Source organism: Pseudomonas sp., assembly GCF_017744435.1.
Lineage (GTDB): Bacteria > Pseudomonadota > Gammaproteobacteria > Pseudomonadales > Pseudomonadaceae > Aquipseudomonas.
This window is the reverse complement of record NZ_JAGIBG010000001.1, coordinates 290,454-316,856: the sequence shown is the minus strand read 5'-3', so window position 1 is coordinate 316,856 and position 26,403 is coordinate 290,454. Positions and strand designations below refer to the sequence as shown.

The following is a 26,403-nucleotide window of genomic DNA, read 5'->3' as shown; positions in this document are numbered from 1 at the left end:
GAGTTCCTTTTCTAGGCAACAGGAGTGCCTCCATGCTCAAACCCCTGCTACAAGGACTCACCCTCATGGCCGCAGCCGCCACCACCACCCTCCAGGCCGCCCCGCGTGACCTGATCATCGACACCGACCCCGGCGCCGACGACGTGGTCGCACTGTTCCTGGCCATGGCCTCCCCCGAAGAGCTCAACATCCGCGCCATCACCACCGTCGCCGGCAACGTGCGCCTGGAAAAGACCTCACGCAACGCCCGCCTGGCCCGCGAATGGGCCAACCGTGCAGACATCCCGGTATACGCCGGGGCAGGGCGGCCGCTGGTGCGTGCGCCGATCTACGCAGCCGACGTGCATGGCGAAGAAGGCCTGACCGGTATCCAGGTGCACGAACCGAAAATGCCCCTGGCCCAGGGCAACGCCGTGCAGTACCTGGTCGACACCTTGGGTGGCGCCAAGCCCCACAGCATCACCATCGCCATGCTCGGCCCGCAGACCAACCTGGCCTTGGCGCTGATCCAGCGTCCAGACATCGTCAAGGGCATCAAGGAAGTGGTGGTCATGGGCGGCGCCCACTTCAACGGCGGCAACATGACCCCGGTGGCCGAGTTCAACCTCTATGCCGACCCGCATGCCGCCGAGGTGGTGCTGGCCAGCGGCGTGCAGCTGACCTACCTGCCGCTGGATGTCACCCACAAGATCATTACCAGCGACACGCGCTTCAAGCAGCTGGCGGCCGTGAACAACCAAGCCAGCAAGAAAGTGGTCGATATCCTGGAAACCTACGTCAAGCACGACATGGACGTGTACGGCATGCCCGGTGGCCCGGTGCATGACGCCAGCGTCATCGCCTACCTGCTGAAACCCGAGCTGTTCAGCGGCCGGCGCATTCACATGAGCGTCGACAGCCGCGAAGGCCCGACCTTCGGCCAGACCATTGCCGACTGGTACGGCGTGCTCAAGCAGCCGGCCAATGTACTGTGGGTGAACGAGGGTGACGCCCAGGGCTTTTTCGACCTGCTCAGCGCGCGCCTGGCTCGATTGCAATAGCCGTGTGCGGCGCGTAGCGCTCGAACACCTGGTCGATGAAGCTGCGCGCCGCCTCGCCGCCGCGGTCGCGCACCAGCAGGTCGATGGCGATCAACAGCAACTCTTCGGGCGTGCTGGGGCTGTAGGCGCTCTGGCCTTCGGCCCACTTGACCTTGATATCGGCGTCGATGCTGTGGCTGCTCATGAAAGGCTCTCGCTGCGGGCCCGGGGCGGAGGGGCGAACACCGGATCCTGGCGTTCGAAGAAGGCACTATGCCTTCACTTCCTAAAGTAAATCATGACTTTGCGGCGCAAACCAAGCGACTCGTCGGCTGGGCGGTAAAATTCGGTCACGATTGCCTTTGGCCCATGCAGGTCAGATCAGGCAGACTTTCCCGGTTTTGCAACAAACTCTTGGCGGAGCTGTCGGATCAGACAGTTCCCAGATCGATTTAGGAGGATTCATGTTCCGTACCCGCGCTTTCCTGGCAACCCTGGCGGTGGCTGCTGTCCTGGCTGGTTGCAGCACTGGCGGTAACGCCGGGGGTGGCAAGGCGCCTGAGGCGCCGGCTGGCAACGATGGCCGCTGCGAGGCCAGCGGTGCCGACTTCGCCATCGGCAAGCCGGGCAGCGCCGACCTGCTGGAGCAGGCGCGCAAGGCCAGTGGTTCGCAGATGGCGCGCATTCTCAAGCCGCACGACGTGGTGACCCTGGAGTACCGCTCCGAGCGCCTGAACCTGAATGTGGATGAGCAAGGTGTGGTGACCCGCGTCAACTGCGGTTGATGCGCATTTGAGGCCTGTGCTGTTCCTGTGGGAGCGGGCTTGCCCGCGAAGCAGGCACCGCGGTGGATGGCACCGGCTTTGCCGGTGTTTGCGGGCGAGCCCGCTCCCACAGGGGCCCGGCAAGCAGGCATAAAAAAACCCGCCACGAGGGCGGGTTTTTTTACAGCTGTCCGAATTACTCCGGACGAACCTGTGCAGCCTGCATGCCCTTCTGGCCGCGCTCGGCGACGAAGGAAACAGTCTGGCCTTCTTTCAGGCTCTTGAAGCCGTCGGATTCGATGGCTTTGAAGTGTACGAACAGGTCGTCGCCGCCGCCTGCTGGGGTGATGAAGCCGTAGCCTTTCTCATCATTGAACCATTTGACGGTGCCTTGTTGGCGATTGGACATGAGGTGAATCTCCAGAACATTTAGATTTTTCAGTGGTGCAATGCGGCCGAGGCTACGGAGCACGGGGGACATCATAGTCTAATTCTGCGCATCTAGCGCCTTTTACCTTCGCAGGATATTGATCCAGGGCAAATAATGCCTGGCCTGCTCTGGCTTTAAGGTTTCAGCTCTTGGGTGCGCAAGCCTGCTTCACGACGGTTTGCGCCTTCTGCATCAGCTTGGCGTCCATGCCATCCTGGCTATTCAGGTCGGCGATTTCTGCGTCAGTGAAATTCTTTTTGATGGCCTGGGCGCCGCAGTCGCAGTGCTTCTTCGCCGTCGCGGCGTCAAGGCCTTGGCCGCTAGCGGCCGTTTGGCACTGGGTCATGTAGGCCTTTTCACTCCCAGCAGGGAAGTTGCCAGCGTTGGCAGCCATCGGCAGCAGCAGGGCGCCAGCGGCCGCCAGGGCCAGAAGAGACGGTACTCGCATAACCAGTTACTCCTTGGGTTAAGGTCTCAACAAGAGTAGGTTGCTTCCCAAGGTCTGATAGGAATTTTTCCGCGATAGTTCACCGGGGCGGCGTAATTTCCAAATATTTCTACGAGCCGCACAACCCGCGTGCTAGCATGCTCGGCTTGCAGCTAGCCACTGGCAGCGTGCAACTTTTTTCTTTCCAGTCACTCTGGTTCGTCCCTGGCAAGCCGAAAGGCTTCTGCCACTGTGAGGCAGGCTTCCCTGAAGGGAAGGCAGGTCGGATCTTGTACTGGCTCATCCCAACCCACGTGACCTTTGGTAGGGGTCACCACTAGGAGAGGAGGCGCCATGCCCGTTATTACTCTTCCCGATGGCAGTCAACGTTCGTTTGATCACGCCGTATCCGTCGCCGACGTCGCCGCTTCCATCGGCGCAGGCCTGGCCAAGGCCACCGTGGCCGGCAAGGTCGACGGCAAACTGGTCGATGCTTGCGACCTGATCCACAACGACGCCACCCTGCAGATCATCACCCCTAAAGATGCAGAGGGACTGGAGATCATTCGTCACTCGTGTGCCCACCTGGTTGGCCACGCGGTGAAACAGCTGTACCCGACCGCCAAGATGGTGATCGGCCCGGTGATCGACGAAGGCTTCTATTACGACATCGCCTACGAGCGCCCCTTCACCCCTGAAGACATGGCCGCCATCGAAAAGCGCATGATGGAGCTGATCGAAAAAGACTACGACGTGGTCAAGAAGGTCACCCCGCGCGCCGAAGTCATCGACGTGTTCAAGGCCCGTGGCGAAGACTACAAGCTGCGCCTGGTCGAAGACATGCCGGACGAGCAGGCCATGGGCCTGTACTACCACGAAGAATACGTCGACATGTGCCGTGGCCCGCACGTGCCGAACACTCGTTTCCTCAAGGCATTCAAGCTGACCAAGCTGTCCGGCGCCTACTGGCGCGGCGATGCCAAGAACGAGCAGCTGCAACGCGTGTACGGCACCGCCTGGGCCGACAAGAAGCAGCTGGCCGCCTACATCCAGCGCATCGAAGAAGCCGAAAAACGCGACCACCGCAAGATCGGCAAGCAGCTCGACCTCTTCCACCTCCAGGAAGAAGCCCCGGGCATGGTGTTCTGGCACGCCAACGGCTGGACCGTGTACCAGGTACTCGAGCAGTACATGCGCCAGGTTCAGCGCGAAAACGGCTACTCGGAAATCAAGACCCCGCAAGTCGTCGACCGCATCCTCTGGGAGCGTTCCGGCCACTGGTCCAACTACGCCGAAAACATGTTCACCACCTCGTCGGAAAGCCGTGACTACGCGGTCAAGCCGATGAACTGCCCGTGCCACGTGCAGGTGTTCAACCAGGGCTTGAAGAGCTACCGCGACCTGCCACTGCGCCTGGCCGAATTCGGTGCCTGTCACCGCAACGAGCCATCCGGCGCCCTGCACGGCATCATGCGCGTGCGTGGCTTCGTGCAGGACGATGCGCACATCTTCTGCACCGAAGAACAGGTGAAGAAAGAAGCCGCCGACTTCATCAAGCTGACCCTGGACGTGTACAAGGACTTCGGCTTCACCGACATCGCCATGAAGCTGTCCACTCGTCCGGCCAAGCGTGTCGGCTCCGAAGAGCTGTGGGACCGTGCCGAAGGCGCACTGGCCGACGCCCTGAACGAGTCGGGCCTGGAGTGGGAATACCAGCCGGGCGAGGGCGCGTTCTACGGCCCGAAGATCGAGTTCACCCTGCGCGACTGCCTCGGCCGTAACTGGCAGTGCGGTACCCTGCAGTACGACCCGAACCTGCCAGAGCGCCTGGATGCCAGCTATATCGCCGAAGATAACAGCCGGGTTCGCCCTGTCATGCTGCACCGCGCCATCCTCGGTTCGTTCGAGCGCTTCATCGGCATGCTGATCGAGCACTACGCCGGCGTCTTCCCAGCCTGGCTGGCGCCGACCCAGGCGGTGATCATGAACATCACCGACAAGCAGGCCGATTTCGCCCTCGAGGTGGAAAAAGCTCTGAACGGTAGCGGTTTCCGTGCCAAGCCGGACTTGAGAAATGAGAAGATCGGCTTTAAAATCCGCGAGCATACTTTGCTCAAGGTCCCGTACCTTTTGGTTATAGGGGATCGCGAAGTCGAAACGCAAACCGTCGCTGTGCGTACTCGCGAAGGCGCAGACCTGGGCTCCATGCCCGTCGCCCAGTTCGCTGAGCTCCTGACACAAGCGGTTTCCCGGCGTGGTCGCCAAGAATCGGAGTAATGACTATTAAGCGTGAAATGAGAAACGATAAGCGTGCTGTACCGAAGGCCCCGATCAACGAGAATATCTCGGCCCGCGAGGTTCGGTTAATTGGCGCTGATGGCGAGCAGGTTGGCATCGTCTCGATTGATGAAGCGCTTCGTATCGCTGAAGAAGCGAAGCTGGATCTGGTGGAAATCTCTGCAGACGCGGTACCGCCTGTCTGCAAGGTGATGGACTACGGCAAGCATCTCTTCGAGAAGAAGAAGCAGGCCAACGAAGCCAAGAAGAACCAGAAGCAGATCCAGATCAAAGAAATCAAGTTTCGTCCAGGGACGGAAGAAGGGGATTACCAGGTAAAACTACGCAACCTGGTACGTTTCCTTACCGATGGGGACAAGGCCAAGATCTCTCTGAGATTCCGCGGCCGTGAGATGGCCCACCAGGAGCTGGGCATGGAGCTGTTGAAGCGGGTCGAAGCCGACCTCGCCGAATACGGCTCCGTTGAGCAGCATCCGAAGATGGAAGGACGCCAGCTTATGATGGTCATCGCCCCCAAAAAGAAGAAGTAATCTCCCGGGCACGGCAGGCCTGATGATTATTGTGTAATTTTTATCGAATGCGGAGTTCCAACATGCCAAAAATGAAAACCAAGAGCGGTGCTGCGAAGCGCTTCCTGAAGACCGCTTCCGGCTTCAAGCACAAGCACGCTTTCAAGAGCCACATCCTGACCAAAATGTCGACCAAGCGTAAGCGTCAACTGCGCGGTGCCAGCCTGCTGCACCCGTCTGACGTGGCAAAAGTCGAGCGCATGCTGCGCGTACGTTAATTCTGGTTTAGATAGAGGAAGTTACTCATGGCTCGTGTTAAGCGTGGCGTCATCGCTCGTAAGCGTCACAAGAAAATTCTGAAACTGGCTAAAGGCTACTACGGTGCACGCTCGCGCGTATTCCGCGTTGCCAAGCAGGCTGTCATCAAGGCTGGTCAATATGCCTACCGTGACCGTCGTCAGAAGAAGCGTCAGTTCCGCGCACTGTGGATCGCTCGTATCAACGCCGGTGCCCGCACCAACGGTCTGTCCTACAGCCGTCTGATTGCTGGCCTGAAAAAGGCTTCGATCGAAATCGACCGTAAGGTTCTGGCCGATCTGGCAGTGAACGAAAAAGCGGCGTTTGCTGCGATTGTCGAGAAAGCTAAAGCCGTTCTGGCTTAAGTACCCGCGACAATCACCCGGCGGCGCTTGCGGCGCCGGGCATTGAACGTCATCGATAGGGGAAGAGCCTTTAAAGCTCTTCCCCTATTTTCGTATCTGGAGTCTGTACATGGAAAACCTGGATGCGCTGGTCTCACAAGCCCTGGAGGCCGTCGAGCGCGCTGAAGACATCAATACCCTGGAACAGATCCGGGTTCAGTACCTCGGCAAGAAGGGCGAACTGACCCAGGTGATGAAGACCCTGGGCAACCTGCCAGCCGACGAGCGCCCGAAAGTCGGCGCGCTGATCAACGACGCCAAAGAGCGTGTCACCGTCGTGCTCAACGCACGCAAGGCTGCCTTCGAAGAAGCCGAGCTCAGCGCTCGCCTGGCCGCCGAATGCATCGACGTGACCCTGCCAGGCCGTGGCCAGACCACCGGCGGGCTGCACCCGATCACCCGTACTCTCGAGCGCATCGAGCAGTTCTTCACCCACATCGGCTACGGCATCGCCGAAGGCCCTGAGGTCGAAGACGACTACCACAACTTCGAAGCGCTCAACATCCCTGGCCACCACCCGGCCCGGGCGATGCACGACACCTTCTACTTCAATGCCAACATGCTGCTGCGCACCCACACCTCGCCGGTGCAGGTGCGGACCATGGAGTCCACCCAGCCGCCGATCCGCATTGTCTGCCCGGGCCGCGTCTACCGCTGCGACTCGGATATCACCCACTCGCCGATGTTCCACCAGGTCGAAGGCCTGCTGATCGACCGCGGCATCAACTTCGCCGACCTCAAGGGCACCATCGAAGAATTCCTGCGCGTCTTCTTCGAAAAAGAACTGGCCGTGCGCTTCCGCCCGTCGTTCTTCCCGTTCACCGAGCCGTCCGCCGAAGTCGACATCCAGTGCGTGATGTGTTCCGGCAAGGGCTGCCGCGTGTGCAAGCAGACCGGCTGGCTGGAAGTCATGGGCTGCGGCATGGTGCACCCGAACGTGCTGCGCATGTCTGGCATCGACCCTGAAGAATTCCAGGGCTTCGCCTTCGGCATGGGCGCCGAGCGCCTGGCCATGCTGCGCTATGGCGTCAACGATTTGCGTCTGTTCTTCGACAACGACCTGCGCTTCCTCGCGCAATTCCGCTAGGTCAATGCCCGACGCAACTTTCAGGAGAACAGCATGAAATTCAGTGAACAGTGGCTGCGCGGTTGGGTAAACCCGCAAGTCTCCCGTGATGAACTGGTCGCCCGCCTGTCCATGGCCGGCCTCGAAGTCGACAGCGTGACCCCCGCTGCCGGCCAGTTCAGCGGCATCGTCGTGGGCGAGATCCTCGCCACCGAACAACACCCGGACGCCGACAAGCTGCGTGTATGCCAGGTGAGCAACGGCCAGGAAACCTTCCAGGTCGTGTGCGGCGCGCCTAACGCCCGCCCAGGCATCAAGATCCCGTTCGCCATGATCGGCGCCGAACTGCCAGGCGACTTCAAGATCAAGAAGGCCAAGCTGCGCGGCGTCGAGTCGTTCGGCATGCTCTGCTCGGCCGCCGAGCTGCAGATCAGCGAAGAAAACGACGGCCTGCTGGAACTGGCTGCCGACGCCCCGGTGGGCGACGACATCCGCCAGTACCTGAGCCTGGACGACGCCAGCATCGAGATCGGCCTGACCCCGAACCGCGGTGACTGCCTGTCCATCGCCGGCCTCGCTCGCGACGTAAGCGCCCTGTACGACACCCCGGTTACCCGTCCAGTGGTGCCAGCCGTTGCCGCTGCCCATGACGAAGTGCGCCAGGTCGAAGTCAGCGCCCCGGCTGCCTGCCCACGTTATCTCGGCCGCGTCATCCGCAACGTCGACCTGAGCAAGCCGACCCCGCTGTGGATGGTCGAGCGCCTGCGCCGCAGCGACGTGCGCAGCATCGACGCCGCCGTCGACATCACCAACTACGTGATGCTCGAGCTCGGCCAGCCGATGCACGCCTTCGACCTCGCCGAAATCAACGGCGGCATCCGCGTGCGCATGGCTGAAGAGGGCGAGAAGCTCGTCCTGCTCGACGGCCAGGAAGTGGCCCTGCGTGCCGACACCCTGGTAATCGCCGACCACACCCGCGCCCTGGCCATCGCCGGCGTCATGGGTGGCGAGCACAGCGGTGTGAACACCGAAAAAACCCGCGACCTGTTCCTCGAAAGCGCCTTCTTCGAGCCGATCTCCGTCGCCGGTAAAGCCCGTTCCTACGGCCTGCACACCGATGCCTCGCACCGCTACGAGCGTGGCGTCGACTCGCAGCTGGCCCGCGAAGCCATGGAACGCGCCACCCAGCTGATCCTCGACATCGTCGGCGGCGAAGCCGGCCCGGTGGTCGAAGCCGTCAGCGAACAGCACCTGCCGAACGTTGCCCCGGTCACCCTGCGCGCCGACCGCATCACCCAGATGCTCGGCATGGAGATGGACCCGGCCCAGGTCGAGCAACTGCTCAACAACCTTGGCCTGGCTACTAAAGCTGATGGCGGCTCTACTGGTGTAGTGCAGTGGACCGTCAACGTCCCAAGCCACCGCTTCGACATCAGCCTGGAAGTCGACCTGATCGAAGAACTGGCCCGCCTGTACGGTTACAACAACCTGCCAGTGCGCTACCCGCAAGCCCGCCTCGCGCCGCAAGCCCGCCCGGAAACCCGCGGCGAGCTGCCAAACCTGCGCCGCCTGCTGGTCGCCCGCGGCTACCAGGAAGCCATCACCTACAGCTTCATCGACCCGAAGCTGTTCGAGCTGTTCAGCCCAGGCGTCGAGCCGCTGCTGCTGGCCAACCCGATCTCCAACGACATGGCCGCCATGCGCGCCTCGTTGTGGCCGGGCCTGGTCAAGGCACTGCAGCACAACCTCAACCGCCAGCAAGACCGCGTGCGCCTGTTCGAAAGCGGCCTGCGCTTCGTCGGCCAGCTCGGTAACCTGCAGCAGCAGCCAATGATCGCCGGCGTCGTCACCGGCAGCCGCCTGCCAGAAGGCTGGGCCAACGGCCGCGACACCATCGACTTCTTCGATGTCAAAGCCGACGTGGAAGCCCTGCTGGGCTACAGCGGCGCCCTGAGCGACTTCACCTTCGCCGCCGGCAAGCACCCAGCCTTGCACCCTGGCCAGACCGCTGTGATCCAGCGCGACGGCAAGGACGTCGGCTACCTCGGCGCCATCCACCCAGAGCTGGCCAAAGCCCTGGACCTGGACCGCCCGGTGTTCGTCTTCGAGCTGGTACTGGGTGATGTGGTCGAAGGCCGCCTGCCGAAATTCAGCGAACTCTCCAAGTTCCCGGAAACCCGTCGCGACCTGGCCTTGATCGCAGGACGTGATGTAGCTTCTCAAGACGTGCTTGAAGTAATTCGTGACAATGCAGGCGAATGGCTCACAGACCTCAGGCTGTTTGATGTCTACCAAGGTAAAGGCATTGATCCTGATAGAAAAAGCCTCGCCGTCGGCTTGACCTGGCAGCATCCATCGCGCACTCTTAACGACGATGAGGTGAACACTACCCTGCAAAACATCCTCACCTCGCTCGAACAAAGGTTGAACACCACGTTAAGGAAATAACGGCATGGGTGCTCTGACGAAAGCTGAGATGGCCGAAAGGCTGTACGAGGAGCTGGGGCTTAACAAGCGTGAGGCCAAGGAGCTGGTCGAGCTGTTTTTTGAAGAAATTCGGCACGCACTTGAAGAGAACGAGCAGGTCAAGTTGTCCGGTTTCGGCAACTTCGACCTTCGCGACAAACGCCAGCGGCCGGGCCGCAACCCCAAGACAGGGGAAGAGATCCCGATCACCGCACGGCGCGTCGTCACCTTTCGTCCAGGGCAGAAGTTGAAGGCCCGGGTTGAGGCCTATGCTGGAACCAAGCCATAACGACGAACTGCCCCCCATACCGGGCAAACGCTACTTCACCATCGGTGAAGTGAGCGAGTTGTGTGCCGTAAAGCCACACGTGCTGCGGTATTGGGAGCAGGAGTTTCCTCAGCTCAACCCTGTGAAGCGGCGGGGGAACCGGCGGTATTATCAGCGGCAGGATGTGCTGATGATTCGCCAGATCCGGGCCCTGCTGTATGACCAGGGGTTTACCATTGGCGGGGCGCGGTTGCGGCTCTCCAGTGATGAGGTGAAGGATGAATCGAGCCAGTACAAGCAGCTGATTCGGCAGATGATTGTTGAATTGGAGGATGTGTTGGTGGTGTTGAAGAAGTGACCTTTGCGGTTTTTCTGATGAGTGGAATTTTTTTGAGAAAAAGGTTTCATTTATCAGGAGGTTAGGGTACATTCTTCAACGTTCTCGGTAAGATTGAGAACATGCTTCAAGCCCAGTCGGGGCGTAGCGCAGCCCGGTAGCGCACTTGCATGGGGTGCAAGGGGTCGAGTGTTCGAATCACTCCGTCCCGACCATTATTTAAACAACTAAGCCACCTTCGGGTGGCTTTTTTGTTTCTGAAGTTGGTGATTCTCAAAGGCTTCGTTTTCCGGGTGGGCTGGTTAGCGCGAGATCGGGCGTATGGCTCTGGATTTTGATTTGCCGGGGGGATTTGAACCGGCGTCCAATGAAGTTGAGTTAAGGTTTAGCACTGCGTGAGTGCACCATAGATGGCATAGATCATCGATGCGTTATAAGCCAACTCCCTTTTCTGCCTTATACGCTAGAGGGGGCTTCTTGGACTTTCATATGGCCGGCGCTCCTGGGAGTTATCAGTCACCACGGGACAGACCATCGACCTAATGGCGCGGTCAATTTTTTACAAATGCTGTAGGAATTTTCCTCTTTTTTGATAGGCTTTTGCCATCACCCGAGAGGAAAAGAGATGCCCGTCGTCATAGTTGAGAATGACACTTCGCAGTGGGAAGACGAAACAGGCGCTGTCTATCATTTTCCGAAGCGCTACCAAGCCTTGCTCGTTCCGGGCACCGAAGTGATCTACTACAAAGGGCGCATAAAGGACAAAACGTTTGCCTCCGTCCGCCTGAGTGCTGATCCGCATTATTTTGGTACGGCGCGCATCGGTAAGGTCTACGCAGATGCTGGTAGTGATAAGGGGGACCTTTACGCGCTGATCGAGAACTTCGCGCTGTTTGAAGGTGCTGTCCCTTCGAAAATTGATGGGGCGTACCTAGAGACCATCCCTGCCACCCGCGTCAAAAACTATTGGCGTGATGGGGTTCGGCCCATATCCCAAGCCGATTTCGATGCCATTTTAAGCCATGCGACGATCCAGCCTTCGCAATCAGAGGCAGATGTGTCAAATGTGGAAGGCGATCCATTTACCTTCGAATCGGCCAATGAAGGCAGCAAGTCCAGCTACTTTGGAACACGCTACGAGCGCCGAAAAGATCTGAGGCTGAAGGCTATTGCGATCCATGGCCTTGACTGCAAAGGATGTGGATTTGATTTTGAACAGGCTTATGGTGCACACGCTAAGGGCTTCATTCACGTTCACCATGTAGTACCGATTTCGGAATTCGGTGGTGAGAAAGCTGTTGATCCTGAGACTGATCTCGTAACGTTGTGCGCCAACTGTCATGCAGTCGTCCACCGCAAGCGGGATATGACTCTTAGCATCGATCAATTGAGAGGTATGGTGCGTGGGCGATGGGTATTCGAGCCTTTAGCGCACACTGATTCCTAGCAGTGAGTTCTCCTGGAGTTGGGCGCAGGGGCTTAGGTTGTTGGGGCCGCTTTGCGGCCCATCGCCGGCAAGCGCGGCTCCCACAGGGTGGGCGGTGCAGGTGCTGCTGGAGGGGTTATTTCAATCTTTCATCATGCCCAGTTCGGCATCATCGAGTAGGGCCTTGGCCAGGGCGCTGAGGTAGTGCGATGCCCAGAGCAGCTGGGGTTTGTCTTCCATCAGGCCGTCGATGGTCAGGTCGCGGACGTAGCCCATCAGTTCAGAGGCTTGTTCGCGGGCGCTTTGGCAAGGGATGCCGGGTTCAATGCGGAAGAGGGGATGGGTCTGGTTTTCACCTTGATAGAAGGTGGTTTTGCCGACTGTGAATTTGGATTCTTCGGTGGCCATTGGTTCATCTCCCTGAAGTTGTAACTGCCTGGGCTGGCCCTATCGCCGGCAAGCCGGGCTCCTACAGACGAAAGCGCCAGGTCAGGCAAATCATGATGCAAGTTAATGCAGCGTCTGCGGATCCGCTGGTTTTTGTATTTGAGCCAGCGCCGATTCGAGCAATTTTCGCAGCGAATCAAGCTCGTGCATTGACGTCATGATCAACAACGACACCGGTGACTTGGGCTGCATCAGCATCGCCTGCTGGGCAACGACTTCCGCGCAGAGTGCGTAGTCAGCCGCCATCATCAATGTGTCTTCGAGGGAGTGAAGGCTGTGGGGTGGATCTGGAACCATTTTTAACATTGGACTGTGTTCTCGATGGGGCCACCGCCAGTCCGCTGTCAAACGGAATGGTGGCAGCTGTGCATGGGTTGACAGACCGGCGAACACAGAAACCGGCGCACGCGAGCGTGCCCCATACACAACCGCCATGAACGGCTATGCACTGTATATCGTCGCGGCCTGTCAAAGCCGGTCGTTGATGTGCAACGACCCACCGAGCCTAAAGCTCAGAAATAACGGCCGCAACGAAAAACAGGCGTCGGCAGTATCTTTGGGAAACGTCCTACAGGAAAGGGGCTAATTCCGATTTTTAGCTGTTCGTCGTAACAACTTGTAATGTCCCCACGTGCTGCGTCAGTGAACCTGACTCGACCACTTACGCTGCGTAGCCAGCGCCAACAACTCACGCTGCCCAGAAATCCCCAACTTGCGATACAGCCGCTTGATATACGTAGCCGCACTCGACAGCTGAATACCCATGCTCGCGCTAATACCCTCAACCTCACACCCAGCCAGCATCAATTGCAGCAGCTCCCGGTCACGCCGAGTCAGTTCCGGGTACAGACTGACAACCCGCTCACTGAGCAGCGCCGGCATCTCATTGGCTTCGAGATAAGCGCTGTAATGCAGTCGCGAGATTTGTACGATCAGCGGCGCCGCTTTTTCGATGACATTGATCTCGTTGGCTGAAAAGCGCCCGTGTTCATGCCCACGATAGAAATTCACCGACAGCCAACGATTGCCCTCGCAATGGGTCAGCAGCGCAACACGTTCGGAAATCTGCGGCAGCTCGTAGCAGATGCGTCGGTAGTCGCGGTGGGCGATGTCTTCGATGCCTTGGCGTTGCACCATGATCCGGTCGGTGGTCGACAGGGTAGGGCGTGCGGTCATCGCCTGTTGGTTTCCGTCCATGCTGTAAAAGCGTTCGGCGTAGTTGCTGGAGATCCTGGGCAGCTCGATCATCCGGGCGCGGTCGGCGAAGGAAATGATCTGGGGGCTGCGGTTGGGGCTGTAGGCGAAGATGGTGCATTGGGCCAAGGGAACTTGGGCGCTGACCAGTTTCAGCATGTCGGCGGCCAGCAGCTTGCCTTGGCTTTCGCGGGTGCGGGAGAGCAAGGTGGCGGTTTGCTCGATGCTCAGGCGGAAGTCGGTCGTGGAGGGGCGTAGTGGCCAGAATTCCATGCTGTGCTTCCTGGGGAAAAGGCATGATTTATTGTTTTAGGCGGCCCCTTAGGGTGGGCTGTTGGGCAGGATACCTAATTTGTGAATGTGGCGCGTGGGCGGTGGGAAGGTGCGCGGTATATGGAGCTGGGTGTGTGGTGTTTGCGGGTAGAACACTGATGCTGTGAGTTAGGTGAATGGGGCCGCTTTGCGGCCCTTTCGCGACACAAGGCCGCTCCTACAAGTATTGCGCCGGCATTGAGTGCGGTGCTGAGGCTGCTCAGGTTGTCTGGGCCGATATCTCCCGGGTGACCCAAGCCTTGAACGCCTCCGCTACCGGCGACGGATGCATGGCGCCTGACTGTGCCAGTACTACTTTCTGCGGTGATACGTCCTCCAGCAGTGGCCGGCATAGCAGCGGCGTACCGTCATAGCAGTGATCACCCGCAGGGCGAGTGCAGGACAGGGCGACGCCGTAGCCGTGGGCAACCAGGCCTCTTTGCATCTCGAAGGTCTGGGTGTATTGCTGGGTACGTGGTTGCAGGTTATGCGCCCAGAACAGTGAGAGAAAATACTCACGGGTTTGTGCAATGTCTTCCAGGATCACGCACTCTTGCGCCAGCTCATGCAGTGGTATCTCGGCCAGGTGGGCCAGCCGATGGTCGACGGCGATCAGCGCGTAGGGTTTCAACTCAGCCAGTACCTGGCGCGGCATCGTGGGGTCGAGGCCGATGTCATACGTCAGCGCGAGTTCGGCTTTGCCGGCGCTCAGGTGGCGGTGTACGCCTGCCAGGTCGGTCTCGAACAGCGTCACCTCGACCTCGGGGTACTGCTTGCGAAAGCTCGATAGCAGGCGCGGCGCGTAGTAAGGGCCCAGGTCTTGAAAGCAGATCAGCGACAGGTTGCCGCGCAGCGTGCCTTGGGTGGGGTCGGCATTTTGATTCATGGCGATGGCCATGCCGATGATTTCGCGGGCCTGGGCCAGCAAGCGGGTGCCGGCTGACGTCAGCTCCAGCCCGCGGCTGACCTGGCGGCGGAAAAGGCGTTCGTTCAGCGCTTCTTCAAGTTGGGCTATCGCCACCGAAACCGAGGGCTGTGAGACGTGCCGGGCTCTGGCTGCAGCGCTGATGCTGCCATGTTCGGCCACGGCGACGAAGTACTCGAGCTGCCTGAAGGAGAACCCTATCATGTTTTCCTATACTCAAAATTAGGAAATATATTCTTTTCCTATTGGTGCCGAAAAGCAATACTCGCCTTGCACCTTGCTTACTTCAGTTAAAAACCAGATCGCCCGTTAAGTGAAATAGGCGGTGCACCCAGTTTGTTGCCTTGTTTTTACTTGGCGCAAGAAGTACAGGGCAACTTGTATGCGCCGGCCCCAATAAAAAGACTAAAGGGTGCTTCATGAAACAGTCTGCTGAATTTCAACTGGATAATGAAACCATCGAGGCGTTTCAGCGTGATGGTGCCGTTTGTGTGCGTAACCTGTTCACGCCGGAAGAAGTTGCACTGCTCGAAACCGGCATCGAACAGAACCTGAAAGCCCCCAGCGAACGCGCCAAAGTGGCCAGCCGCCCGGATGACCCGGGTTGGTTTTTCGAAGACTTCTGCAACTGGCGCGATATTTCGGCCTATCGCCAGTTCATCCTGGAAAGCCGGGTAGGCAGTGTTGCAGCTCAACTCATGAACAGCGAAACAGCCCGGCTTTATCACGATCACCTGCTGGTCAAGGAACCCAACACGCGCCAGCGCACGCCCTGGCACCAGGACCAGCCGTATTACAACATCGACGGGCGGCAGAACTGCAGCATGTGGATGCCCATCGATCCTGTTGCGCGGGAGTCCACCCTGGAGTTTGTCGGTGGCTCGCACCTTGGGCCGTGGCTGATGCCGCGCAGTTTCCTCGACAGCCAGGCGCAATGGTTCCCGGAGGGCAGCCTGGCGGACTTGCCGGATATCGAAGCCGATCGCAGCGCCTGGAACATCCTCGGTTGGGAACTCTCCCCAGGCGACGCGGTGTTCTTCCACATGCTGACCTTGCACGCCTCGGGTGGTGTCGGTGGCAATCGCCGGCGTCGTGCTTTCTCGGTGCGCTTCCTGGGCGATGACATTACCCACGCGCCGCGCCAGTGGAAAACCTCGCCACAGTTCCCCGGGCTGGAAACGCAACTGGCCAGCGGTGCGCCGATGGACCATGAACTGTTCCCGGTGCTGTGGCCAAGGGCTTGATGATTGAAGTGATGCGTGCCTGATGAAACCGCACGGCATCTGCGTTGTGCGGACCTGATAATAAGATCAAGAAGGTATCTATGAACGCTCAATCCTCACACCAGCTCAAGCGGGGGCTGTCGACCCGGCATATTCGTTTCATGGCGTTAGGTTCTGCTATCGGTACGGGGCTGTTTTATGGCTCGGCATCGGCGATAAAACTGGCAGGGCCTTCGGTGCTGCTGGCTTACCTGATCGGGGGCGCGGCCATCTACATGATGATGCGCGCCCTTGGCGAAATGGCGGTGCATAACCCGGTGTCCGGTTCGTTCGGCCACTATGCCAGCCAATATCTGGGGCGCTACCTGGGTTTTCTGACAGGTTGGAGTTATGCGTTTTCAATGCTGGTGGTGTGCCTGGCAGACGTGACGGCCTTTGGCGTCTACATGGGGCTGTGGTTCCCGGACACACCCGCGTGGATCTGGGTGCTGGGGATCGTGTTCTTCATCGGGGCACTGAACCTGTGCAGCGTGAAAGTGTTCGGCGAGATGGAGTTCTGGCTGTCGTTGCTCAAGGTGACCGCCATCATTGCCATGATCGTGGCCGGGGCGGCGGTGCTGCTAATGGGTATTCAGCTGAACAACGATGCAGGCACGGTGGCCAGCGTCTCGAATCTCTGGAGCCATGGCGGGTTCTTCCCTAATGGCATCGGGGGGATGATCGCTTCCTTTACGGTGGTGATGTTCGCCTTTGGCGGGGTCGAGATGATCGGCATCACCGCAGGCGAGGCCAGGGACCCGAAGCGGGTGTTGCCGAAGGCCATCAACTCGGTGCCGCTGCGCATCCTGCTGTTCTACATCCTGACCCTGTTCGTGCTCATGGCCATTTACCCGTGGACCAGCATTGGCAGCCACGGTAGCCCGTTCGTGCAGATCTTCAGTGGTCTGGGCATCAGTTCAGCAGCAACGGTGTTGAACATCGTGGTGATTTCTGCGGCTGTGTCGGCGATCAACAGCGATATTTTCAGCGCTGGGCGCATGATGTATGGCATGGCACAGAACGGCCAGGCGCCTGCGGGCTTTGCCGCGCTGTCGCGGTTTGGTGTGCCATGGATGACCGTTGCGGTCATGGGCGTGGCGCTGCTGTTGGGCGTGGTATTGAACTACCTGGTGCCGGAAGATTTGTTCCTGGTGCTGGCTGCGGTGGTCACCTTCTCGATTGTCTGGGTCTGGTTGATGATCCTGCTGTCGCAAGTGGCGATGCGTCGGGGCATGAGCAAGGAGGAGGCGGCGGCACTGGATTATCGGGTGCCGCTGTGGCCAGTGGGCCCAGCCTGCGCGATTGCGTTCATGGTGTTCATCTTTGGCGTGCTGGGTTGGTTCCCGGCCAGCCGCACCGCCCTATATGTCGGGGTTGGCTGGTTGGTCCTGCTCTCCCTGGGTTACTGGTTGTGGGGCGTGCGTGTGCCACGGCCAGTGTCCGCGAGCGCTTGAGGTACGGTGGGGGCGGGTTCACCCGCGAAGAATCCAACACGGTGTATGGCACCGGCTACGCCGGTGTTCGCGAGTAAACTCGCTCCCACAGAGTCACCACAGTCTTGAAGGCAGCTGCAGTACCTGTGGGAGCGGGCGAGCCCGCGAAGAATCCAACACGGTGCATGGCACCGGCTACGCCGGTGTTCGCGGGCATGCCCGCTCCCACAGGGTCACCACAGTCTTGAAGGCAGCCGCAGTACCTGTGGGAGCGGGCGAGCCCGCGAAGAATCCAACACGGTGCATGGCACCGGCTACGCCGGTGTTCGCGGGCATGCCCGCTCCCACAGGATCACCGCAGCCTTGAAGGCAGCTGCAGTACTTGTGGGAGCGGGTTCACCCGCGAAGAATCCGACTCGGTGTTCGCTCTTACTGCGCAGGCTTGGAGACCGATGTAGCCGAGCGCAGTGGCAGCAGGAAGGTCAACAGCGCCCCCATCACCAGCAACGCCGTGGCATACACGATCCCGGCTGTGAAGCTTTGGGTCAGGTCCTTGAGCCAGCCAACCACCAGCGGGTTCAGCGCCGAACCGATATTGCCGAACGCATTGATCACCGCAATGCCAATGGCCCGTGCCTTGAACGACAGCGCCTGGTCCGGGGTCGTCCAGAAAATCGACATGGCGGTGTAGGACCCGGTGGCCGCCATGCAGATCCCGCACAGCTGCACCAGCGGGTTGCCGGCATAGGCCGCGAACAGCCAGCCGGCAGCGGCCATCAGCATCGGCAGCACCAGGTGCCATCGGCGCTCCTGGCTGCGGTCGGAATGCAGCCCCCACATCACCATGCCGATGATGGTGCACGCCTGCGGGATCATCGCCAGAAAGCCAATGGTGCTGTTGCTGCTGCCGACGGCACTGATGCTCTTGATGATGAGCGGCGTCCAGACGGCGATCATCGCCAGCGTGTTGACCAGGCAGAAGTACACCAGGCTGAACAGCAGCACGGTGGGCGAGAGCATTTCGCGCAGCAGGCTGCCGGGCTCATCTTTTTCGGTACGGGTTGCAGGCGGTTTATCGGCGACCAGGGCCTGCTGCAGCTGTTGCTTCTCTTCCGGGCTCAGCCAGTGGGCCTGGGTTGGCGTGTCGTTCAGGTAGCCGAACACCACAAACCCCATGACCACCGAAGGCATGCCTTCGAGCAGGAACAGCCACTGCCAGCCGTGCAGCCCCCACACTCCATCCAGGCTCAGTATCAGCCCCGAGAGTGCCGAGCCGAAGCCTGCGGTAAACGGCATGGCGATCATGAACAGCGCATTGGCGCGTGCCCGGTACGCCGCCGGGAACCAGAACGTCAGGTACAACAGCACGCCAGGCAGGAAGCCGGCTTCGGTGATACCGACCAGCATCCGCAACAGGTACAGGCTGCTGGCATCGGTCGCGAACAGGGTCGCGGTCGAGGCCAGCCCCCAGGCGATCATCAGGCTGCCAATCCATCTGCGTGCGCCAACCCGGGCCAAGGCCATGTTGCTGGGGATGCCACAGGCGACGTAGGCGATGTAGAACAGTGTGGTGGCCATGCCGAACTGGGTGCTGCTCAGGCCCAGGTCGCCCATCATGGTCAGGCCGGCGAAGCCGATGTTGATGCGGTCGAGAAACGACAGCACAAAGCACAGGAACAGAAAGCCGAGCAGGCGCCTGGAGACTTTGCGCATCACGGCGTGCCGGGGGCTGTTGGCGGTTTCTAGCGTGGCAAGGGGAGCAGTGTTCGGGTGCATGGGGGGCGCCTGATTATTATTGGTTTAAGCGGCAACGGCAGGGCTTACAAGTCGTGTAGCGCCGACTGGGTCAGCGCAGTGAAGGCCTGGGCATCGCCGAGGGCATGGGCGCTGAGCAAGGCCAGCTTGGTCAGGAACAGCTCGGCCTTGGCCGGCGTGGCCTGGTCCAGGGCCTCTGCCAGTACGTCGTAAACCACTTCCAGGTCTGCTGCGGTCAGGGTGTTCATGGCGCTTCCTCTCAGTGTTTGCCCAGGGCGGTGTCGACGGCGGTGTGCAGTTGTGCAGCCGACAGCTGCAGCCAGCGGGCGCAGATGTGCTGGTCCGGGCGCACCAGATAGGCGCCGTGGCGGGTGATGCCATATTTGGCGGCCATGTGACCGCTAGCGTCGTCGATCAACTGGTCTGCACCACTGATAGCGGCTTGGGCGTTTCGTGCAATCGCGATGATCTCCAAAGGCACGCCGCTGCTGCGAATGGCCTTCACTTGCTCGACCAGGTCGCTCGGAATGCAATCGCTGTCGGTGAAGCTCAGCAGGTAGAAGCTGGCGCCCAGGCGGTCGAACAGGTAGTCGTCCTCGGCCAGCCGGATATTCAGCAGCGGGGCGCCATTGCGCGGCCCGGCCGTGAAACGTGAGTTGTCGTCAGCCGCACAGTTGAGCACCGAGTCGGCATAGTCGTGCGGCCGGGAGGTGCGCCAGTGGTACAACGGCCGGACGAACGCCTGGGTCAGCGACAACGACAACACCGCATCGCGTACCAGGCGGTAGCCCGCCGTGGGTGGCGCCATGAAACGGGTGCTCTTGCCAGCCTCGCTGATGATTTCCCGCGCGGCACTCACGCGTTCGCTGGAGTAGGACGGCAACAGCTTGGTGCCGGCCAGGCCCTTCAGGGTCAGGGCCAGCTTCCACACCAGGCCATGGCAATCCTGGAAGCCGGTATTGGCACCTCGCACGCCGAAGATCGGCAACAGGTGGGCCGCGTCGCCCGCAAATATCACGCGCTGGTGAATGTAGTCCGGCAGGGTCAGGGCACGGGCCGAATAGACCGAGCTCCAGTCCATTTCCCACTGCGGGTCTTCTACACCCATCATCTGCAGCTGGGCATTGATGCGTTCGCGCAAGGACTCTGGCTGCAACGCCTGTTCCGCAGTTTCGCCTGGCGGCAGCTGGTAGTCGATGCGCCAGATGTCACCCGGTTCGCGATGCATCAACACGGTGTTGCCTGGGTTCCAGGCTGGGTCGAAGTAGGCCAGGCGCTCGGTGGGCAGGCCGAGGTCGATCTTGATGTCGGCGATCACGAAGCGGCCTTCGTAGGCGGTGCCTTCAAGTTTCAGATCGAGCAGCGTGCGCAGTGTCGAGCGGGCGCCGTCTGCAGCCACTACCCAGTCAGCGTCCAGTTCGTAGTTACCGGCGGGGGTGTCGATGACCAGGCGGGCGAAATCGTCATGCTGGGTCAAACCGGTCACGCGATTGCCCCAGCGCAACTCGATCAGCGGGTTGGCCTCGGCGGCCTCGACCAGAAACTGCTCCAGGCAGGGCTGTTGCAGGTTGGTCATGGGCGCGAAGCGGTCGTCTGGGGCGTGTGGGTTCTCCATACGGAACACCAGCCGGTTGCGGTAGAACGAATTGCCACAGCTCCACGGCAAGCCAAGTTCGCTGACACGGCCTGCGACACCCACCTGTTGCAGGATTTCCATAGAGCGGCGGGTGAACACGATTGCCCGGCTGCCTTCACTCACTTGCCGCTCTGCAGCCAGCACCACGCAGGCGATGCCATGGCGGGCCAGGTCCAGGGCCGTGGTCAGGCCGATCGGGCCGGCACCTGCCACCACCACCGGTTTGCGCTCAGGGCGGGCAGCGCCGACGCTGGCGGTGTGGGCGGGGAAGACCTGGTAGTTGAAATAGAGAGAGCGACGCGGCGCGCTGTGGGGGTGATGCATGGCGGTGCACATCCTAATTCTTGTAGGTATTCAGGTGTGCAGATGACTGTACTTGAGGTGGCAGGGTGCGATGTCCCCTGTAGGGGACAATGCGGTGGCGTCATTCGTGGCTCAGTCCACCCACCGCCATAGCGGCTCATCCAGCAAGCCAACCCCACGCAACTGCGTCTGCCCCTGGTGTTTTTCCAGCTCCAGCACATTGCACCCCTCACACGCGGTCAACGCCTCGATCAGTGGCCTGCTGTGCGACACCACCCACACCTGGCTACGTTGCGAGGCGCGGATGATCAGCCGCGCCAGGGCCGGGAGCAGGTCGGCATGCAGGCTGGTTTCCGGTTCGTTCAGCACCATGAGCGACGGCGGCCGTGGCGTCAGCAGCGCGGCCATCAGCAACAGGTAGCGCAGCGTGCCGTCCGACAACTCGGCGCCACCCAGCGGGCGCAGCAGCCCGTGCTGGTGCAGCCGCACGCTGAACAGGCCGCCCGGTGGCGCATCGATCTCCAGGCGGCTACCGGGGAATGCGTCTTCCAGCGCGGCGACGAGGTCTTCCACCTCACCGATCTCGATGATGGTCTGCAGCGCCGAAGCGAGGTTGCGGCCATCGTGGTGCAGCACGGGCGAGCGGGTGCCCAGCTGGGGCTGGCGGCAGGGGGCGTCGCGGTCGATGCGGAAGTGGTCGTAGAACCGCCAGCTGTTGATGAATGCCCGTAGCTCGCCGATCTCTGGCGCCTGGCGGGGGCGGCCGACGATGTTGAAGAAGCTCTCACAACTGTCGGCATGCTGATCGAGCACCGCCCAGCTATTGCCCTCCCGGGCACGTACCATGGCATTCCTGCGCTCTACCAGCAAGGAAGCCGGCCGGTAGGCGCCGGCGCCCCAGATGGCTTCACTCTTGATCTCGGGGTCGAGCATGAAGGCGCTGGGGTAGGGCAGGGGAATCGGCAGGCCGAGCGAGATGGCAAAGCCGAAATCCTCAGTGGCAAACCCCAGGCGCAGGCGTTTGACCTCGCTCGGATGCTGGCCTTGGATGGGCACCTCACCGCGCTTCATGCGTGCACTCATCTCAGGCCCGGCCCACCAGGTCGAATCCAGTCCGCCTTCACGGGCGAGGGCTTCGATCACACCGCCCTGGGCGGTTTCGGCGAGCAGGCGCAGGGCCTTGTAGAGATTGGATTTACCGCTGCCGTTGGCACCCGTCACCAGGTTGAGTTGGCCCAGTGGCAACACGAGGTGGTTGATCGAGCGGTAGTTGCCGATGGCGAGGGTGGTGAGCATGCGGAGCGTCCCAGCTTGAACTGAGTGACCGATTGTGGCGGAACCGGGGCGGCGTTACTACCGCTGAACAGCGCGCAGGGGCCAGGGTTGTCGGGGCCGCATTGCGGCCCATCGTCGCGGTTCGTCGTCACGACAAGCGCGGCTCCCACAGGAACAGCGCAGGCCTGAGGCTGTTTAAGAAGCTGGCGCTTGTTACTTCTTGGCCATGATCCGCAGGATGCGCAGGAACAGGTTGATGATGTCCAGGTACAACGCAGCGGCACTGTCGATCGCATTGTCGACGGTGCGCTCGATCTGGTTGGCACGCCCCCAGTCCACGCCGATGTAACCGCAGAAGATCGCGGCGACGATGTAGTCCATGGCCGCCAGGTGGGTGCCGAAAAAGAACGCCTGGCCCAGTTCGACGATGATCGACACCAGCAGGGCGATGCACAGTGACGACGCGATCCGTTTGAAGAATGCCGGGAACAGGGTCCCCAGTATCATCATCCCCGCCGTGAGCAGGATGGTGGTCTGCACCGCCTGGATGATGTGCTCGTGCGAGTACCTGGGCAGCACCACCACCAGCAGCAGGCCGATCGGCAGCACGATCAGGTTGTAGCCTAGGAAGCTGTACATCGGCTCCTGCGAGCCTGAGAGGAGGGCGACGCCGGACATCGCCAGGACGAAGTAGCCAACGTAGAACAGTATCGGGGGGATGGCCAGAATGACTTCGGCCGGTACCGTGGTGACCAGGTACCAGTTCACCGCAAAACCCCACAGCAGCACGGCACCGAGTATGAGGTTGTAGGTGTTGGCCGAGATCTGGTGGTTAGTCCCGACCCGGTTGAAGGTATCGTTTTCAATCATGTGCTGGGCTTTCCCTTGCTGAATGTCCGTGTCACGACAAAGTCGACGGAGGTGGGGCACGCTGTCCTTGTCGATGAGCCACCATGATTGCACATGGCTGTATCACTATTGAAGAGACCAGCCAGGTCATGCCGCCCGCCGATGCCAGCCCTGAGCAGGGACTGGCGCAAGCCGATGTGCTGGTGCTCACGCAAATACAGGTAGCCTGATCAGAACACCGACCATCCAATCCGTGAACTGAGCAGCTCCAGCGCTGCCATGCCTGCAAGGGAGTTGCCCGCCGCATTCAGCTCCGGCGACCACACGCAGACGGTAAATTGCCCCGGCACGATGGCAACGATCCCGCCGCCCACGCCGCTCTTGCCGGGCAACCCCACGCGGTAGGCGAAATTGCCGGCCTCGTCGTAAAGGCCACTGGTGGCCATGATCGAGTTCACCTGTTGGGTCTGGCGCCGGCTCAGGACCTGCTCGCCGCTGTGCTTGCAGAACCCGTCGTTGGCCAGGAAGCAGAACGCTCGGGCCAGGTCCAGGCAACTCATTTGCAGCGCGCAGTAGCTGAAGTAGCTGCGCAGCACCGTCTCGACTTCGTTGTGGAAGTTGCCGAACGACTGCATCAGGTAAGCCATGGCCGCGTTGCGCGCACGGAACTGGTATTCCGAATCGGCGACGCGGGCATCGATCGCGATGTGCGGGTTGCCCGACAACCGACGGACAAAATCGCGCATCGACAACGTCGGCGCGGCAAAGCGCGACTGGTTGATGTCGCAGATGACCAACGCACCGGCATTGATGAAGGGATTGCGCGGGCGCCCGCGCTCGAACTCCAGCTGCACCAGCGAGTTGAACGGCTGGCCCGAGGGCTCGTGGCCCAGGCGCTGCCAGATGGCTTCACCGGAGTGGCCAATCGCCTGGACCAGGCTGAACACCTTGGAAATGCTCTGCACCGAAAACGGCACCAGGGCGTCGCCTGCGCAGTAGTAGCTGCCATCGTTGCCATACACGGCGATGCCCAGCTGCTGCGCTGGTACGTCGGCCAGCGCAGGAATGTAGTCAGCGACTTTGCCCTTGCCGATCAAGGGGCGAACTTGGTCGAGAATCTCGTTCAACAGCGTTTGCATGGAAGGCCTTGTCATCAGTCCCCGGACGACAGCGAGGGGGTCGCGTTTGTGACGATAATCAAGCCGGGCAGATCACAGGTTTGCACCAAAATGATGCAGGTGAGCATGCCGTATCGGCATAAATCGCAGCGATTCATCCTCTTTCTGCTGCTCCCAAGCGCTGCATGGCTTATCCTTGCGCCACGCAATCAACGTAGAAGCAGTGAATTAACGATGGGTTTTGAACAACTAGCTGAGTTACGTGACCGCCTGCGGTCTGAAAAAGAGCAGCAGGCAAAGGCCGAAACCCCGCGCCCTGCCAAGCGCAAGCCCGCCCCGCAGGCCAAGGCGCGTGAGCAGGACCCGGCGGTAGAAGCGATCTGGCCACTGCAGAAGCATTTCCCGTTGGCCTTCCCGGTCAACCCGGCCCCCAAGGTGCCGCTCAAAGAGGGCATCTTCAAGGATGCCGAGCAACACCTGGAGCTGCTGGGCATCACCAGTGAACAGCTCAAGCTGGGCATCTCGACCTGGTGCCGGGGCAATCGCTACTGGGCAAGCATGGTGGAGAACGCACCGCGCCTTGACCTGAATGGCCAGCCCGCAGGCGTTGTCACCGCCGGCCAGGCGCTGTATGCCAAGCAGCAAGCTTCACGGCAGCGCGGCAAAGGCCGTAAGGACCGTGCGAAGGCAAAAGCGGCCGCCCCGGCCCCTGTCGCCGAGGCCGCAGTGGAGCAAACCGCAGACTGAGTCCAGCCACGCTTGGCCCTGCAGCATTCAGATGGCGGGTGCAGGGCCTGGCGTATCTAGAGGAGCCCGTCATGACCTTGGTCGATCGCCTCAGGTATTTGCGCGTCGTTCTCGTCCTGGCTGGCTTCGCGTGCCTGGCTCTCTATCCCCTCATGGTGTTCTGGCCGTCCGGCTGGGCCTGGCACATCGGCCACTCCGACTACCCGATGATGATCGTTGGCATCTACGCGACGCTCGGCGTGTGCTTGATCCTGGCCGCACGTGATCCATTGGCCAATCTGAGCCTGATCTGGTTCACCGTGTGGTCCAGCGCCGTACATGGCGCAATCATGGCTGTCCAGGCAGTCACCCAGCCGGGGCAAATGGGGCACTTGGCAGGCGACGTGCCAGCGCTCTTCATCGTGGCAATCGCCTTGGCCATCTTGACGCCCCGTTCCAAACGGACCGCTCGGCCGCGGACACACAGTGGGCACTGAGCTCAGGCCTGATTGCACTGGCCAGGCAGGCCGGTATCGATGCACGGCTCGGCGCCTTCTGAGGCCGAATACATAGGGAAATAACGATGCATCCAAACAAATCATGCCCGGTGGTGCTGTCGAACACGATGCCACCGAAGCTGCTGTTGTTCCGGCATCCCCTTGCAGGCACGCAACTCCCGCTGAGGTGAGCAGCGGCAGAAGGTCAGCCCGTCACGCAGCCCCCTTGGCCTGCTGTTCCAGGTGCACCTGCAATGTCGGATCGATCTGCAGCGCGCTGGCCAGTTCATCCAGGTAGGCCCGCTCTGCATCCTGCTGGTCATCCACCAGCATCACGCTGGCCAGGTACATTTCCGCCGCCATGGCCGGGTCCTTGGCCGACCGCGCCACCTCGGCTGCGTCGAGTGGCTTGCTGACTTCTTCATCCAGCCATTGCTGCAGTTGCGGGTCGTCGGCCTGGCGTTTGATTTCCGCGTAGATCAGCTGTTCTTCCTGCTCGTCGATGCGACCGTCAGCCTTGGCAGCGGCAATCAGCGCGCGCAAGATGGCGTGGCTGTGATCCTCGGCCTCGGGGCCGGACAATTGGTCGACTGTACGCACCGCCTGTTGCGGGGCTGCCGCCTGGCTGCGCTGCCAGCTCTGATAGGCCTGGAACGCCATCATGCCCAGCGACGCCAGGGCCGCGTAATTGATGCCACCCGCGGCGCGCCCCTGGGGAGCGCCGCCAGCGCTGCTAGCGCTACCGCCACCCAACAAGCCGCCCAGCAGACCACCCAGGCCATCGCCGCCACCCGTTGCACTACCGCCGCCAAGCAGGCCGCCCAGCAAGCCACCCAAACCACCCAGGCCGTCTTGCGTTGACATGCCGCCGCTGCCTTGCTGCGCTTGCGAGCTCTGCCCGGCGCGAAGTAGCTGTTCGAGTAAGTCACTGGTGTTCATGGCGCTAACCTCGAGCGGTAG

General features: G+C 60.9%; 30 protein-coding genes and 1 tRNA gene. 17 read left to right on the top strand and 14 right to left on the bottom strand.

Features of this window, described 5'->3' with window-relative positions; all coding sequences use genetic code 11:
* Nucleotides 1–32 precede the first annotated feature (32 nt).
* The gene (locus J7573_RS01505; RefSeq protein ID WP_294324778.1) at nucleotides 33–1,040 is read left to right on the top strand and encodes a nucleoside hydrolase; all 1,008 of its coding nucleotides are present in this window, start codon (nucleotides 33–35) and stop codon (nucleotides 1,038–1,040) included.
* Here J7573_RS01505 and J7573_RS01500 read toward each other — a convergent pair.
* Nucleotides 1,012–1,224 (bottom strand): hypothetical protein, encoded by a 213-nt coding sequence (locus J7573_RS01500; RefSeq protein ID WP_103446789.1) that lies wholly within the window; start codon nucleotides 1,222–1,224, stop codon nucleotides 1,012–1,014. The two genes, J7573_RS01505 and J7573_RS01500, sit on opposite strands and share 29 nt — an antisense overlap.
* A 259-nt stretch (nucleotides 1,225–1,483) precedes the next feature.
* Between J7573_RS01500 and J7573_RS01495 the strand changes: the two genes are divergently transcribed.
* Nucleotides 1,484–1,804, top strand: coding sequence for an I78 family peptidase inhibitor (locus tag J7573_RS01495; RefSeq protein WP_294324777.1), 321 nt, complete (start codon nucleotides 1,484–1,486; stop codon nucleotides 1,802–1,804).
* Between the two features lie 175 nt (nucleotides 1,805–1,979).
* Here J7573_RS01495 and J7573_RS01490 read toward each other — a convergent pair whose 3' ends face one another.
* Both J7573_RS01490 and J7573_RS01485 read right to left on the bottom strand, forming a co-directional pair.
* Nucleotides 1,980–2,192, bottom strand: a complete 213-nt coding sequence (locus J7573_RS01490; RefSeq protein ID WP_003250656.1) for a cold-shock protein — start codon at nucleotides 2,190–2,192, stop codon at nucleotides 1,980–1,982.
* Between the two features lie 163 nt (nucleotides 2,193–2,355).
* Entirely contained in the window at nucleotides 2,356–2,661 is a 306-nt protein-coding gene (locus tag J7573_RS01485; RefSeq protein WP_294324776.1) for a hypothetical protein, read from the bottom strand.
* 333 nt (nucleotides 2,662–2,994) lie between these two features.
* Here J7573_RS01485 and thrS point away from each other — a divergent pair, with 333 nt between their 5' ends.
* From thrS to J7573_RS01435, 10 genes are all read left to right on the top strand, one after another.
* The gene (thrS, locus tag J7573_RS01480) at nucleotides 2,995–4,917 is read left to right on the top strand and encodes a threonine--tRNA ligase (RefSeq protein WP_294324775.1); all 1,923 of its coding nucleotides are present in this window, start codon (nucleotides 2,995–2,997) and stop codon (nucleotides 4,915–4,917) included.
* Nucleotides 4,917–5,468 (top strand): translation initiation factor IF-3, encoded by a 552-nt coding sequence (gene infC, locus J7573_RS01475; RefSeq protein ID WP_177328455.1) that lies wholly within the window; start codon nucleotides 4,917–4,919, stop codon nucleotides 5,466–5,468. The genes thrS and infC overlap by 1 nt, the downstream gene beginning before the upstream one ends.
* A 62-nt stretch (nucleotides 5,469–5,530) precedes the next feature.
* Complete coding sequence (gene rpmI, locus J7573_RS01470; protein ID WP_003250667.1) at nucleotides 5,531–5,725, top strand: 50S ribosomal protein L35; 195 nt, start codon at nucleotides 5,531–5,533, stop codon at nucleotides 5,723–5,725.
* A 27-nt stretch (nucleotides 5,726–5,752) separates the two neighbouring features.
* On the top strand, nucleotides 5,753–6,109 hold the full coding sequence (rplT, locus tag J7573_RS01465; RefSeq protein WP_003250671.1) for a 50S ribosomal protein L20: 357 nt from the start codon (nucleotides 5,753–5,755) through the stop codon (nucleotides 6,107–6,109).
* 109 nt (nucleotides 6,110–6,218) lie between these two features.
* A complete protein-coding gene (gene pheS / locus J7573_RS01460; protein WP_054887103.1) occupies nucleotides 6,219–7,235 on the top strand; it encodes a phenylalanine--tRNA ligase subunit alpha in 1,017 nt (338 codons plus the stop codon).
* Between the two features lie 33 nt (nucleotides 7,236–7,268).
* On the top strand, nucleotides 7,269–9,662 hold the full coding sequence (gene pheT, locus J7573_RS01455) for a phenylalanine--tRNA ligase subunit beta (RefSeq protein WP_294324736.1): 2,394 nt from the start codon (nucleotides 7,269–7,271) through the stop codon (nucleotides 9,660–9,662).
* A 4-nt stretch (nucleotides 9,663–9,666) separates the two neighbouring features.
* On the top strand, nucleotides 9,667–9,969 hold the full coding sequence (gene ihfA, locus J7573_RS01450; RefSeq protein WP_003250679.1) for an integration host factor subunit alpha: 303 nt from the start codon (nucleotides 9,667–9,669) through the stop codon (nucleotides 9,967–9,969).
* On the top strand, nucleotides 9,950–10,306 hold the full coding sequence (locus J7573_RS01445; RefSeq protein WP_008100384.1) for a MerR family transcriptional regulator: 357 nt from the start codon (nucleotides 9,950–9,952) through the stop codon (nucleotides 10,304–10,306). The genes ihfA and J7573_RS01445 overlap by 20 nt, the downstream gene beginning before the upstream one ends.
* 117 nt (nucleotides 10,307–10,423) lie before the next feature.
* A tRNA-Pro gene (locus J7573_RS01440) sits at nucleotides 10,424–10,500 on the top strand.
* A 410-nt stretch (nucleotides 10,501–10,910) separates the two neighbouring features.
* On the top strand, nucleotides 10,911–11,732 hold the full coding sequence (locus tag J7573_RS01435) for an HNH endonuclease (protein WP_294324434.1): 822 nt from the start codon (nucleotides 10,911–10,913) through the stop codon (nucleotides 11,730–11,732).
* Between the two features lie 120 nt (nucleotides 11,733–11,852).
* Here J7573_RS01435 and J7573_RS01430 read toward each other — a convergent pair whose 3' ends face one another.
* The 4 genes from J7573_RS01430 to J7573_RS01415 form a co-directional block, all read right to left on the bottom strand.
* On the bottom strand, nucleotides 11,853–12,119 hold the full coding sequence (locus J7573_RS01430) for a DUF3077 domain-containing protein (RefSeq protein ID WP_294324432.1): 267 nt from the start codon (nucleotides 12,117–12,119) through the stop codon (nucleotides 11,853–11,855).
* 102 nt (nucleotides 12,120–12,221) lie between these two features.
* Entirely contained in the window at nucleotides 12,222–12,464 is a 243-nt protein-coding gene (locus J7573_RS01425) for a hypothetical protein (protein WP_294324430.1), read from the bottom strand.
* Between the two features lie 333 nt (nucleotides 12,465–12,797).
* Nucleotides 12,798–13,625, bottom strand: a complete 828-nt coding sequence (locus tag J7573_RS01420) for a helix-turn-helix transcriptional regulator (protein WP_294324427.1) — start codon at nucleotides 13,623–13,625, stop codon at nucleotides 12,798–12,800.
* 259 nt (nucleotides 13,626–13,884) lie between these two features.
* On the bottom strand, nucleotides 13,885–14,793 hold the full coding sequence (locus tag J7573_RS01415) for a LysR family transcriptional regulator (RefSeq protein ID WP_294324419.1): 909 nt from the start codon (nucleotides 14,791–14,793) through the stop codon (nucleotides 13,885–13,887).
* Between the two features lie 215 nt (nucleotides 14,794–15,008).
* On the opposite strand from J7573_RS01415, the gene J7573_RS01410 reads away from it, so the two are divergent.
* The gene (locus J7573_RS01410; protein ID WP_294324416.1) at nucleotides 15,009–15,833 is read left to right on the top strand and encodes a phytanoyl-CoA dioxygenase family protein; all 825 of its coding nucleotides are present in this window, start codon (nucleotides 15,009–15,011) and stop codon (nucleotides 15,831–15,833) included.
* An 80-nt stretch (nucleotides 15,834–15,913) separates the two neighbouring features.
* Nucleotides 15,914–17,305: an amino acid permease gene (locus J7573_RS01405; RefSeq protein ID WP_294324413.1), complete on the top strand. Its 1,392-nt coding sequence runs from the start codon at nucleotides 15,914–15,916 to the stop codon at nucleotides 17,303–17,305.
* 408 nt (nucleotides 17,306–17,713) lie between these two features.
* Here J7573_RS01405 and J7573_RS01400 read toward each other — a convergent pair whose 3' ends face one another.
* The 5 genes from J7573_RS01400 to J7573_RS01380 form a co-directional block, all read right to left on the bottom strand.
* Nucleotides 17,714–19,060, bottom strand: a complete 1,347-nt coding sequence (locus J7573_RS01400; protein WP_294324410.1) for an MFS transporter — start codon at nucleotides 19,058–19,060, stop codon at nucleotides 17,714–17,716.
* Between the two features lie 44 nt (nucleotides 19,061–19,104).
* Entirely contained in the window at nucleotides 19,105–19,287 is a 183-nt protein-coding gene (locus tag J7573_RS01395; protein ID WP_294324408.1) for a DUF2783 domain-containing protein, read from the bottom strand.
* 11 nt (nucleotides 19,288–19,298) lie between these two features.
* Nucleotides 19,299–20,999: an FAD-dependent monooxygenase gene (locus J7573_RS01390; RefSeq protein WP_294324405.1), complete on the bottom strand. Its 1,701-nt coding sequence runs from the start codon at nucleotides 20,997–20,999 to the stop codon at nucleotides 19,299–19,301.
* A gap of 111 nt (nucleotides 21,000–21,110) precedes the next feature.
* The gene (locus J7573_RS01385; RefSeq protein ID WP_294324402.1) at nucleotides 21,111–22,274 is read right to left on the bottom strand and encodes an AAA family ATPase; all 1,164 of its coding nucleotides are present in this window, start codon (nucleotides 22,272–22,274) and stop codon (nucleotides 21,111–21,113) included.
* A gap of 192 nt (nucleotides 22,275–22,466) precedes the next feature.
* Nucleotides 22,467–23,123, bottom strand: coding sequence for a Bax inhibitor-1 family protein (locus J7573_RS01380; protein ID WP_294324399.1), 657 nt, complete (start codon nucleotides 23,121–23,123; stop codon nucleotides 22,467–22,469).
* An 83-nt stretch (nucleotides 23,124–23,206) separates the two neighbouring features.
* Between J7573_RS01380 and J7573_RS01375 the strand changes: the two genes are divergently transcribed.
* On the top strand, nucleotides 23,207–23,332 hold the full coding sequence (locus tag J7573_RS01375; protein ID WP_294324397.1) for a hypothetical protein: 126 nt from the start codon (nucleotides 23,207–23,209) through the stop codon (nucleotides 23,330–23,332).
* Here J7573_RS01375 and glsB read toward each other — a convergent pair whose 3' ends face one another.
* Nucleotides 23,333–24,241, bottom strand: a complete 909-nt coding sequence (gene glsB, locus J7573_RS01370; protein WP_294324394.1) for a glutaminase B — start codon at nucleotides 24,239–24,241, stop codon at nucleotides 23,333–23,335.
* Nucleotides 24,242–24,454: 213 nt separating this feature from the next.
* On the opposite strand from glsB, the gene J7573_RS01365 reads away from it, so the two are divergent.
* Entirely contained in the window at nucleotides 24,455–24,967 is a 513-nt protein-coding gene (locus J7573_RS01365) for a ProQ/FinO family protein (RefSeq protein ID WP_294324836.1), read from the top strand.
* A gap of 71 nt (nucleotides 24,968–25,038) precedes the next feature.
* Entirely contained in the window at nucleotides 25,039–25,443 is a 405-nt protein-coding gene (locus tag J7573_RS01360) for a DUF6632 domain-containing protein (protein WP_294324391.1), read from the top strand.
* Nucleotides 25,444–25,656: 213 nt separating this feature from the next.
* On the opposite strand, the gene J7573_RS01350 is transcribed toward J7573_RS01360, so the two are convergent.
* Nucleotides 25,657–26,382 (bottom strand): tellurite resistance TerB family protein, encoded by a 726-nt coding sequence (locus tag J7573_RS01350; protein ID WP_294324388.1) that lies wholly within the window; start codon nucleotides 26,380–26,382, stop codon nucleotides 25,657–25,659.
* Nucleotides 26,383–26,403 lie beyond the last annotated feature (21 nt).

Coding starts and splice junctions, on each gene's coding strand:
- J7573_RS01415 (WP_294324419.1), bottom strand. CDS start 14,793: ATGATAGGGTTCTCCTTCAGGCAGCTCGAGTACTTCGTCGCCGTGGCC.
- J7573_RS01485 (WP_294324776.1), bottom strand. CDS start 2,661: ATGCGAGTACCGTCTCTTCTGGCCCTGGCGGCCGCTGGCGCCCTGCTG.
- J7573_RS01490 (WP_003250656.1), bottom strand. CDS start 2,192: ATGTCCAATCGCCAACAAGGCACCGTCAAATGGTTCAATGATGAGAAA.
- J7573_RS01360 (WP_294324391.1), top strand. CDS start 25,039: ATGACCTTGGTCGATCGCCTCAGGTATTTGCGCGTCGTTCTCGTCCTG.
- pheT (WP_294324736.1), top strand. CDS start 7,269: ATGAAATTCAGTGAACAGTGGCTGCGCGGTTGGGTAAACCCGCAAGTC.
- J7573_RS01410 (WP_294324416.1), top strand. CDS start 15,009: ATGAAACAGTCTGCTGAATTTCAACTGGATAATGAAACCATCGAGGCG.
- J7573_RS01390 (WP_294324405.1), bottom strand. CDS start 20,999: ATGCATCACCCCCACAGCGCGCCGCGTCGCTCTCTCTATTTCAACTAC.
- J7573_RS01435 (WP_294324434.1), top strand. CDS start 10,911: ATGCCCGTCGTCATAGTTGAGAATGACACTTCGCAGTGGGAAGACGAA.
- J7573_RS01400 (WP_294324410.1), bottom strand. CDS start 19,060: ATGCACCCGAACACTGCTCCCCTTGCCACGCTAGAAACCGCCAACAGC.
- J7573_RS01350 (WP_294324388.1), bottom strand. CDS start 26,382: ATGAACACCAGTGACTTACTCGAACAGCTACTTCGCGCCGGGCAGAGC.
- infC (WP_177328455.1), top strand. CDS start 4,917: ATGACTATTAAGCGTGAAATGAGAAACGATAAGCGTGCTGTACCGAAG.
- J7573_RS01420 (WP_294324427.1), bottom strand. CDS start 13,625: ATGGAATTCTGGCCACTACGCCCCTCCACGACCGACTTCCGCCTGAGC.
- glsB (WP_294324394.1), bottom strand. CDS start 24,241: ATGCAAACGCTGTTGAACGAGATTCTCGACCAAGTTCGCCCCTTGATC.
- J7573_RS01430 (WP_294324432.1), bottom strand. CDS start 12,119: ATGGCCACCGAAGAATCCAAATTCACAGTCGGCAAAACCACCTTCTAT.
- J7573_RS01385 (WP_294324402.1), bottom strand. CDS start 22,274: ATGCTCACCACCCTCGCCATCGGCAACTACCGCTCGATCAACCACCTC.
- J7573_RS01380 (WP_294324399.1), bottom strand. CDS start 23,123: ATGATTGAAAACGATACCTTCAACCGGGTCGGGACTAACCACCAGATC.
- rpmI (WP_003250667.1), top strand. CDS start 5,531: ATGCCAAAAATGAAAACCAAGAGCGGTGCTGCGAAGCGCTTCCTGAAG.
- J7573_RS01395 (WP_294324408.1), bottom strand. CDS start 19,287: ATGAACACCCTGACCGCAGCAGACCTGGAAGTGGTTTACGACGTACTG.
- thrS (WP_294324775.1), top strand. CDS start 2,995: ATGCCCGTTATTACTCTTCCCGATGGCAGTCAACGTTCGTTTGATCAC.
- J7573_RS01365 (WP_294324836.1), top strand. CDS start 24,455: ATGGGTTTTGAACAACTAGCTGAGTTACGTGACCGCCTGCGGTCTGAA.
- J7573_RS01500 (WP_103446789.1), bottom strand. CDS start 1,224: ATGAGCAGCCACAGCATCGACGCCGATATCAAGGTCAAGTGGGCCGAA.
- pheS (WP_054887103.1), top strand. CDS start 6,219: ATGGAAAACCTGGATGCGCTGGTCTCACAAGCCCTGGAGGCCGTCGAG.
- rplT (WP_003250671.1), top strand. CDS start 5,753: ATGGCTCGTGTTAAGCGTGGCGTCATCGCTCGTAAGCGTCACAAGAAA.
- J7573_RS01405 (WP_294324413.1), top strand. CDS start 15,914: ATGAACGCTCAATCCTCACACCAGCTCAAGCGGGGGCTGTCGACCCGG.
- J7573_RS01495 (WP_294324777.1), top strand. CDS start 1,484: ATGTTCCGTACCCGCGCTTTCCTGGCAACCCTGGCGGTGGCTGCTGTC.
- J7573_RS01425 (WP_294324430.1), bottom strand. CDS start 12,464: ATGTTAAAAATGGTTCCAGATCCACCCCACAGCCTTCACTCCCTCGAA.
- ihfA (WP_003250679.1), top strand. CDS start 9,667: ATGGGTGCTCTGACGAAAGCTGAGATGGCCGAAAGGCTGTACGAGGAG.
- J7573_RS01445 (WP_008100384.1), top strand. CDS start 9,950: ATGCTGGAACCAAGCCATAACGACGAACTGCCCCCCATACCGGGCAAA.
- J7573_RS01375 (WP_294324397.1), top strand. CDS start 23,207: ATGATTGCACATGGCTGTATCACTATTGAAGAGACCAGCCAGGTCATG.
- J7573_RS01505 (WP_294324778.1), top strand. CDS start 33: ATGCTCAAACCCCTGCTACAAGGACTCACCCTCATGGCCGCAGCCGCC.